General features: G+C 62.6%; 8 protein-coding genes. 5 read left to right on the forward strand and 3 right to left on the reverse strand.

The window, feature by feature from the left end; all coding sequences use genetic code 11:
* Positions 1-8 precede the first annotated feature (8 nt).
* Positions 9-800 carry an AMP nucleosidase gene (locus VIM98_RS01140; protein ID WP_331991249.1) on the reverse strand — a complete coding sequence of 264 codons (792 nt, stop codon included), beginning with the start codon at positions 798-800 and terminating at the stop codon, positions 9-11.
* A 199-nt stretch (positions 801-999) separates the two neighbouring features.
* Here VIM98_RS01140 and VIM98_RS01145 point away from each other — a divergent pair, with 199 nt between their 5' ends.
* Positions 1,000-1,944: a DegV family protein gene (locus VIM98_RS01145; protein WP_331991250.1), complete on the forward strand. Its 945-nt coding sequence runs from the start codon at positions 1,000-1,002 to the stop codon at positions 1,942-1,944.
* Positions 1,944-2,582, forward strand: coding sequence for a DUF4124 domain-containing protein (locus VIM98_RS01150; RefSeq protein ID WP_331991251.1), 639 nt, complete (start codon positions 1,944-1,946; stop codon positions 2,580-2,582). The genes VIM98_RS01145 and VIM98_RS01150 overlap by 1 nt, the downstream gene beginning before the upstream one ends.
* Before the next feature lie 425 nt (positions 2,583-3,007).
* On the opposite strand, the gene VIM98_RS01155 is transcribed toward VIM98_RS01150, so the two are convergent.
* A complete protein-coding gene (locus VIM98_RS01155; RefSeq protein ID WP_331991252.1) occupies positions 3,008-3,397 on the reverse strand; it encodes a carboxymuconolactone decarboxylase family protein in 390 nt (129 codons plus the stop codon).
* A 120-nt stretch (positions 3,398-3,517) separates the two neighbouring features.
* Here VIM98_RS01155 and VIM98_RS01160 point away from each other — a divergent pair, with 120 nt between their 5' ends.
* Positions 3,518-4,396 (forward strand): LysR family transcriptional regulator, encoded by an 879-nt coding sequence (locus tag VIM98_RS01160; RefSeq protein WP_331991253.1) that lies wholly within the window; start codon positions 3,518-3,520, stop codon positions 4,394-4,396.
* On the opposite strand, the gene VIM98_RS01165 is transcribed toward VIM98_RS01160, so the two are convergent.
* Positions 4,384-5,166, reverse strand: coding sequence for an SDR family oxidoreductase (locus VIM98_RS01165; RefSeq protein WP_331991254.1), 783 nt, complete (start codon positions 5,164-5,166; stop codon positions 4,384-4,386). The genes VIM98_RS01160 and VIM98_RS01165 overlap by 13 nt on opposite strands.
* Before the next feature lie 128 nt (positions 5,167-5,294).
* Here VIM98_RS01165 and VIM98_RS01170 point away from each other — a divergent pair, with 128 nt between their 5' ends.
* Together VIM98_RS01170 and VIM98_RS01175 are read left to right on the forward strand one after the other, a co-directional pair.
* A complete protein-coding gene (locus VIM98_RS01170) occupies positions 5,295-5,507 on the forward strand; it encodes a hypothetical protein (RefSeq protein WP_331991255.1) in 213 nt (70 codons plus the stop codon).
* Positions 5,504-6,319 (forward strand): ABC transporter ATP-binding protein, encoded by an 816-nt coding sequence (locus VIM98_RS01175; RefSeq protein WP_331991256.1) that lies wholly within the window; start codon positions 5,504-5,506, stop codon positions 6,317-6,319. The genes VIM98_RS01170 and VIM98_RS01175 overlap by 4 nt, the downstream gene beginning before the upstream one ends.
* The last annotated feature ends 189 nt before the right edge of the window (positions 6,320-6,508 follow it).

Here is a 6,508-nt window from a genome sequence, read left to right on the forward strand (position 1 = left end):
TGACTGTTTCAGATCTCGCCAGCGTCGTCCTCGAAACGCAGATGCTTGACGCTGCGTCCGTTGCGACGAACCAGCTTGAGCGCCTCGATGCCGATGCGGATGTGCGACTCGACGAAGTTGGCCGTTACGCTCCGATCGCTGAGTTCGGTCTTGACCCCTTCGGGAATCATCGGCTGGTCCGAGACCAGCAGCAGCGCACCGCAGGGAATGCTATTGGCGAAGCCGGCGGCAAAGATCGTTGCCGTTTCCATGTCGATAGCCATCGAACGGGTGCGGCGCAGATACGCCTTGAACGCGTCGTCGTGCTCCCAGACCCGGCGGTTGGTGGTGTAGACGGTACCTGTCCAATAGTCGTGGCCGAGATCGCGGATCATGGTCGAAACGGCGCGTTGCAATTGGAAGGCCGGCAGCGCCGGCACCTCAGGCAACAGGTAGTCGTTGGACGTACCTTCGCCGCGGATCGCCGCGATCGGCAGCACCAGGTCGCCGATCTGGTTTTTCTTTTTCAGACCGCCGCATTTGCCGAGAAACAACGCGGCCTGCGGCTTGACTGCGCCAAGCAGGTCCATCACGGTCGCGGCGTTCGGGCTGCCCATGCCGAAATTGATCAAGGTGATGCCGTCGGCCGTGGCATTGGGCATGGGCCGGTCCCGACCTTGCACTTCCACTCCATGCCACTGCGCAAACAGATCCACGTAGTGGCCGAAGTTGGTCAAGAGAATGTGCTGGCCGAACTGGTCCAGCGACGTGCCGGTATAACGCGGCAGCCAGTTGCTGACGATGTCCTGTTTGCTTTTCATAGGCCCTTTCAGGGTCGGGCACGGTCCCCCTGCGGGAGCGCGCATTACCGGTGACGCCACACCGGCGATAAGCCACTTGTGCCTGCCATCATAACCGTCGGGAGCGACCCAGCCCAAGCGCCCGTCACAGCCCCTGCAACAAGTCGGCAATAATCTCGCCACGTGTTATGTTCCGCCACAAAACGGGAGGGGACGACCGATGCGCATGGGCTTGGCGATCGATGCATCCTGCGATCTGCCGCAGGCGTTTCTCGAAGAGCACGACATCACTGTCATGCCGATCACGGTACGGATCGACGACAAGGTGTTCATGGACGACCGCAACCCGGCCGAGCAGGCGCGATTCCTGCAGCAGAAGTTAGGCAGCCGTGGCCATTCGGCCGAAACCGAACCTTGCTCGGTCGAGGAAGTGCAACGGCTGTTTCTGGACAAGCTGGTACTCGAACGCGACTGCGTGTTTTGCCTGACCATTACCGCCACGCGCAGCCCGATCAACGAGCACGTAATCAAAGCCAGCTTCGCGGTACTGAAGCATTACCGCGAAGTACGCGAAAAAGCCGGGCTCACCGGACCGTTCCTGATGCGGGTCATCGATACGCGCAATCTGTTCGTCGGCACCGCACCGACCATTGTCGAGGCCACGCGCCTGATTGACGCCGGAGAAACCCCGGCGGCCATCCGCGAACGCCTGACGCATATCGCCAATAACTCCTATGGCTACATGCTGCCGCGCGACCTTTATTACCTGCGCGCGCGGGCCAAGAAGAAGGGCGACCGCAGCGTCGGACTCGTCAGCGCAGTGCTCGGCTCAGCGCTGGATATCAAGCCCCTGATCCGGGCTTATCGCGGCGACACGACCCCGGTCGGCAAGGTGCGCGGCTTCGAGCACGGCGCCGAAACGCTCTTCAACTATGCTGCCCAACGCGTGCATGCGGGCCTGCTGGTGCCCGCGGTCAGCCTGAGCTTCGGCGGCGACCCGGCGGAGCTGGCCAAGTTGCCCGGCTATGACGTCCTCAAGGCAGCTTGCGAAGCATGCGGTGTCGCATTGATGGAGTCGCCCATGAGCATCACGGGCATGGTCAATGTCGGTGAAGGAGCGGTGGCGCTCGGGTTCGCCGCCGAGGAACACGTCGCGGAGTTCTGATGCGCGGGCTTGGATGGTTACTGTTATTGCTTCTGCCGGGAACCGCACTCGCTGGCGCAGCCTACAAATGCACTGCGCCCAACGGGGCGATCAGCTACCAGGATGCGCCTTGCGCGAAAGGCCTGAAGCAGGAGCGACTGGACCTGAGCGACGACACCGGCCCGCCTCCCGAGGTCCAGCCGACTGCGCCGCCGCCGACTGCGGCAAGCCCCCCTGAACCGCCCAGCCCACCTCCCGCGCCCGGTGCCCCGCTGCCGACCATGTTCGCCTGCATCAAGGCTACCGACGGCAAGAGCTACCTCAGCGAGAACGGCGATCCGCAGCCTTATCTGGCGCCGTTCGGCGTGCTCGGCGCGGCGCCGCGCCCGCTATCGCAGGTCTATGGTCCGGGCGGTGGAGGCGGCGCATCGGCGCCCGAGTTGCACCGGGGCAAGATCGACCCCAACCTGGTCGGCAACAACTTCGTGTGGGTGCAAGATCGTTGCCGCCAGTTGAGCTACGGCGAAACCTGCCAGGCCTTGCGCGACGCATACGACGATGTCGAACGTAAATTGCGCCGGGCGTTCAAGAGCGACCGGCCACCCTTGGAACGAAGAGAGCGGCAGTTGCTTGGGCAGTTGGGGAATTGCAACGGATAAGCACAGCCCTGGCTTCTCGGCGAGCGCGAATTTTTTGTGGCGCCTGTCGCGACTGAAGGGAACCTCGAAAAACTTGCTTTCTGTGGGAGCGACTGTAGTCGCGACAATCGTGCCTCACCGCAAGTCCTTGTCGCGACTGAAGTCGCTCCCACAACGATAGGATCCGCTTTCGCTATATTCGGGCGACCGCGAGGTTTTTAGAGGTTCCCTGAAGTCGCTCCACACAAGTAGGCCAGGCACCGCCTAGTGTTGTGGGAGCGACTTCAGTCGCGACAGGCGTACCTCACGGTAAGGTCTTAGGAATGGGTGCTCACTCCAGGCGCAAATTTCGTCACCACGCTGAAACCTCAACAGCAGCAACCGCTTGCGAACCCTATCCACAGACCTATCCATCTCCTATCCACACAGGCTGTGGATAACCAACCTCATGCTTGCGCAAAGACTTTCTTGAGCAATACCAGCGCATTGCGCACTGCCGGCCCGCCCGCATAGAAAGTCAGCTGCAACACCGTCTCCACGAGTTGCTCCTTGCTTGCTCCCACCTTTAATGCCGCTTCTGCATGCGCCTGCAATTGCGGCGTCGCATAGCCGAGCGTCACGCAGGAAGCGACCAGGACGAGCTCACGCGTGACCAGGTCCAGCCCGGGGCGCGCCATGATCCCGCCGATCGCCCAATCGATCGTCATATCGGCAAAGTCCGGACACACATCGCGCAGCTCCTCGACCATGGCCTCGCCGGCATGACCGCCATGAAGCTGTTCGAGCAAGGCAAGGCCACGGTCGCGCAAGGAAACGGTGGCATCGATGTTGGACATGGCGGGTTCCTTAGGAATGAAGGTGGCGGCAAGTGTGTTAAGCGCCTCTTATTTGATAAAGTCACCTCCAGTGCTTTTATTTAAAACCTCAGGTACGTAATGATGGACCGCCTCACCAGCATGGCCGTCTTCGTCCATACCGCAGAAAAGCGCAGCTTCACCGCTACCGCCGAGCAGTTCGGGATGTCGCCGACCATGGTGGGCAAGCACATTCGCTTTCTGGAAGAGCGCGTCGGCGCACGATTGCTCCAGCGCACCACACGGCGCCAATCGCTGACCGAAGCCGGCCAGCTCTACTACGAGCGTTGCAGGCAATTGCTTGCCGATGCCGAAGCGGCCGATGCCTGCATCCACGCCCTGCGTGCCACACCGCGCGGCGTGCTGCGCATCCATGCGCCCGTATCGTTCGGCAGTCAGCGCCTGGCGCCTGCCCTGGCCGATTTTCTCAAGCGCTACGCCGACGTCGAAGTCGATCTTGCGCTAGGCGATCGTGTCATCGACTTGATCGAGGAAGGCTACGAAGCGGCGATTCGTATCGGCCCGCTGGCCGACTCGGGCCTGATCGCCGTGCCTTTGCAACCGTATCGCATGTGGCTGTGCGCATCGCCAGACTATCTCGCACGTGCCGGAATACCGCGCGAGCCGGGGGAACTTGCGCGGCACGAATGCCTCGGCTTCGCCTATTGGCACACGAAGCACAGCTGGCGCCTGCGCCATGACGGCCACAATGAAGACGTCCCGGTCCATGGCCGCTTCGTCGCCAACAATGGCCAGGCGCTTCGCGGCGCCGCCCTGGCTGGCTTGGGCATCATCATGCAGCCCGAGGTCCTGCTCGCCGACGATGTCGCCGCAGGACGCCTGACGCGCGTCCTGCCAGCATGCGAGCCACCGTCGCGACCGATGCACCTGATCTATCCGGCCGACCGCCGCCCCACCGCCAAGCTGAGGTGCTTTATCGACTTTGTCGTTGAGACCTTCGGGCCAGTTCAGAACCCGTAATTGAGGAAACCGCCATCGACGGCAAGCACTTGGCCGGTGATGTAGCTGGCAGCCGGCAAGCAGAGGAAAGCGATGGCTGCGGCGACCTCTTCCGGTTCGCCGATGCGCCGCAGCGGCGTGCGGTCCAGCACTTCGTCCAGGTAATCCTCGTCGGCCAAGGCAGGCTCCGACCGCTGGGTGCGGATGTACCAAGGCGCCACGGCGTTGACGCGAATGCCGTCGACCGCCCATTCCACCGCAAGATTGCGCGTGAGTTGATGCAGCGCCGCCTTGGTCATGCCATAAGGCGAACCGGTACGTACATGGGTGATGCCCGATACCGAGCCCACATTCACGATAGCCGCATTGGCATGCTGCACTAATTGCGGATGCGCCAGACGGCACATCTCGAAAGCCGAAAACAGGTTCAGCTCGAACAGCTCGCGATAGGTCTGGCTGTCGTAGTTGAGCGTGGCATCGGGCCGGTTGCCGCCGGCGTTGTTGACCAGCAGCGACAACGGCGCACCGAGATCGGCGATCCAGTCGAAAACCGCCATGCGATCCTCGTGATCGCCGATATCGGCACCGAAGGCGAGCACATCGATATGCTCGAAATCGTCCGCCAGATCCACGCGGACCTGTTCGAGCTGATCCTCATCACGCGCGACCAGCAGGAGGTTGGCGCCCAGCGCTGCCAGTTCACGCGCCGTGGCGTAGCCAATTCCCTTGCTTGCGCCGGTAATCAGCGCGGTATGGCCTTGCAGTTGCCATGCATCGATGCGGTTGTTCATAGCCGTAGCTTAAGGCCAGTTCATGCGATTTGCGTAGTCCGCGTTAACAACCCCAACGCCTCCGCTTGCGCGCCGCGACCGCAGAGCGGGACACTGTATCTTCTGCCGCCCTCGAGGATGCAACGTTCATGAAACAGTTCGCTGTGTTGCTGTGCATGCTCGCCCTGACTGCCTGCTCGGGCAAACCGCCGCAACCGCAAGCCGCCGATGCCCCGGCGGCACGCACGACCACACCATGGGACGGCATGAAGAAAGCCGAACAGAAAGCCAAGGACGTGCAGAAGCTCAGCGACCAGCAAGCCGAGCGCGAGCAAAAAGCGCTGGACGCGGCCGGCCAATGAACCAGCTGTCGATCGCGCCGGCTGCGCCGCTGCTGGAAATCCGCAATGCCACTGTGCTGCGCGGCGGACGCATCCTGCTGGATTTGCCGGCGCTACGCATCGAGCAAGGCCAGCACACAGCGATCCTCGGTCCGAACGGCTCGGGTAAATCCAGCCTGGTCAAGCTGATCGCGCGCCAGATGTATCCGCTGGCACGCGAAGATGGCAACTCGCAGGTGCAGATCTATGGCCGCGAACGCTGGCGGGTAGAAGACCTGCGCAAGCTGCTCGGCATCGTTTCGCCGGCCTTGCAGCTGGACTACACCAGCGATACGCCACTGGAGGTCTTCGACGCAACGGTGTCGGCGTTTTTCGCGGCACGCGGGCTGGGTCTGGATCATCAGGTCACCCCGGCCATGCGCGAGCACGCGCTGGACGCGCTGCGCCTGATGGGCGCCGAACAGCTGATCGGTCGCGACATGGCCAGCCTCTCCACCGGCGAGGCCCGGCGCGTCCTGATTGCGCGTGCGCTGACGCATCGACCGCGCGCCTTGCTGCTGGACGAACCCTGCGCAGGACTGGACCCCGCGGCACGCCGGCATTTCCTCGAAACGCTGCGCGGCCTCGCCCGACACGGCACGACCTTGGTGCTGGTTACGCACCATATCGAGGAAATCCTGCCGGACATCGAGCGTGTGGTGATGTTGCGCGACGGCCGCCTGTTCGACGATGGCGAGAAGCGAGCAATGCTTAGCGAGGAACGGTTGGAGGCGCTATTCGATGCGCCGGTGAGCGTGGCGCGTAGCGGCGAGTATTTTTCGGCGCGGTTTTGATTGCTTTCGCTCGAAGAGCCCCCCTCACCCCGACCCTCTCCCCCGGCGAAGTGTATGGACCGGGGACATAGGTAACAGGTGTTCGGGGACATGGGTTACACCTCACGGAGGTCTCTGTGAGGTGTCTCATGCCCTGGAACACAAGGAATCTTATGTCCCTCCGCTCCGAGTTTGTGGCGCTGGCCCGAC

Origin of the sequence: Dyella sp. (assembly GCF_036568765.1) — a bacterium.
Taxonomy (GTDB): Bacteria; Pseudomonadota; Gammaproteobacteria; order Xanthomonadales; family Rhodanobacteraceae; genus GSA-30.

Excerpts from the sequence above, each read along its gene's own strand:
- VIM98_RS01165 (WP_331991254.1), bottom strand. The coding sequence starts at position 5,166 with ATGAACAACCGCATCGATGCATGGCAACTGCAAGGCCATACCGCGCTG.
- VIM98_RS01140 (WP_331991249.1), bottom strand. The coding sequence starts at position 800 with ATGAAAAGCAAACAGGACATCGTCAGCAACTGGCTGCCGCGTTATACC.
- VIM98_RS01155 (WP_331991252.1), bottom strand. The coding sequence starts at position 3,397 with ATGTCCAACATCGATGCCACCGTTTCCTTGCGCGACCGTGGCCTTGCC.
- VIM98_RS01160 (WP_331991253.1), top strand. The coding sequence starts at position 3,518 with ATGGCCGTCTTCGTCCATACCGCAGAAAAGCGCAGCTTCACCGCTACC.
- VIM98_RS01170 (WP_331991255.1), top strand. The coding sequence starts at position 5,295 with ATGAAACAGTTCGCTGTGTTGCTGTGCATGCTCGCCCTGACTGCCTGC.
- VIM98_RS01150 (WP_331991251.1), top strand. The coding sequence starts at position 1,944 with ATGCGCGGGCTTGGATGGTTACTGTTATTGCTTCTGCCGGGAACCGCA.
- VIM98_RS01175 (WP_331991256.1), top strand. The coding sequence starts at position 5,504 with ATGAACCAGCTGTCGATCGCGCCGGCTGCGCCGCTGCTGGAAATCCGC.
- VIM98_RS01145 (WP_331991250.1), top strand. The coding sequence starts at position 1,000 with ATGCGCATGGGCTTGGCGATCGATGCATCCTGCGATCTGCCGCAGGCG.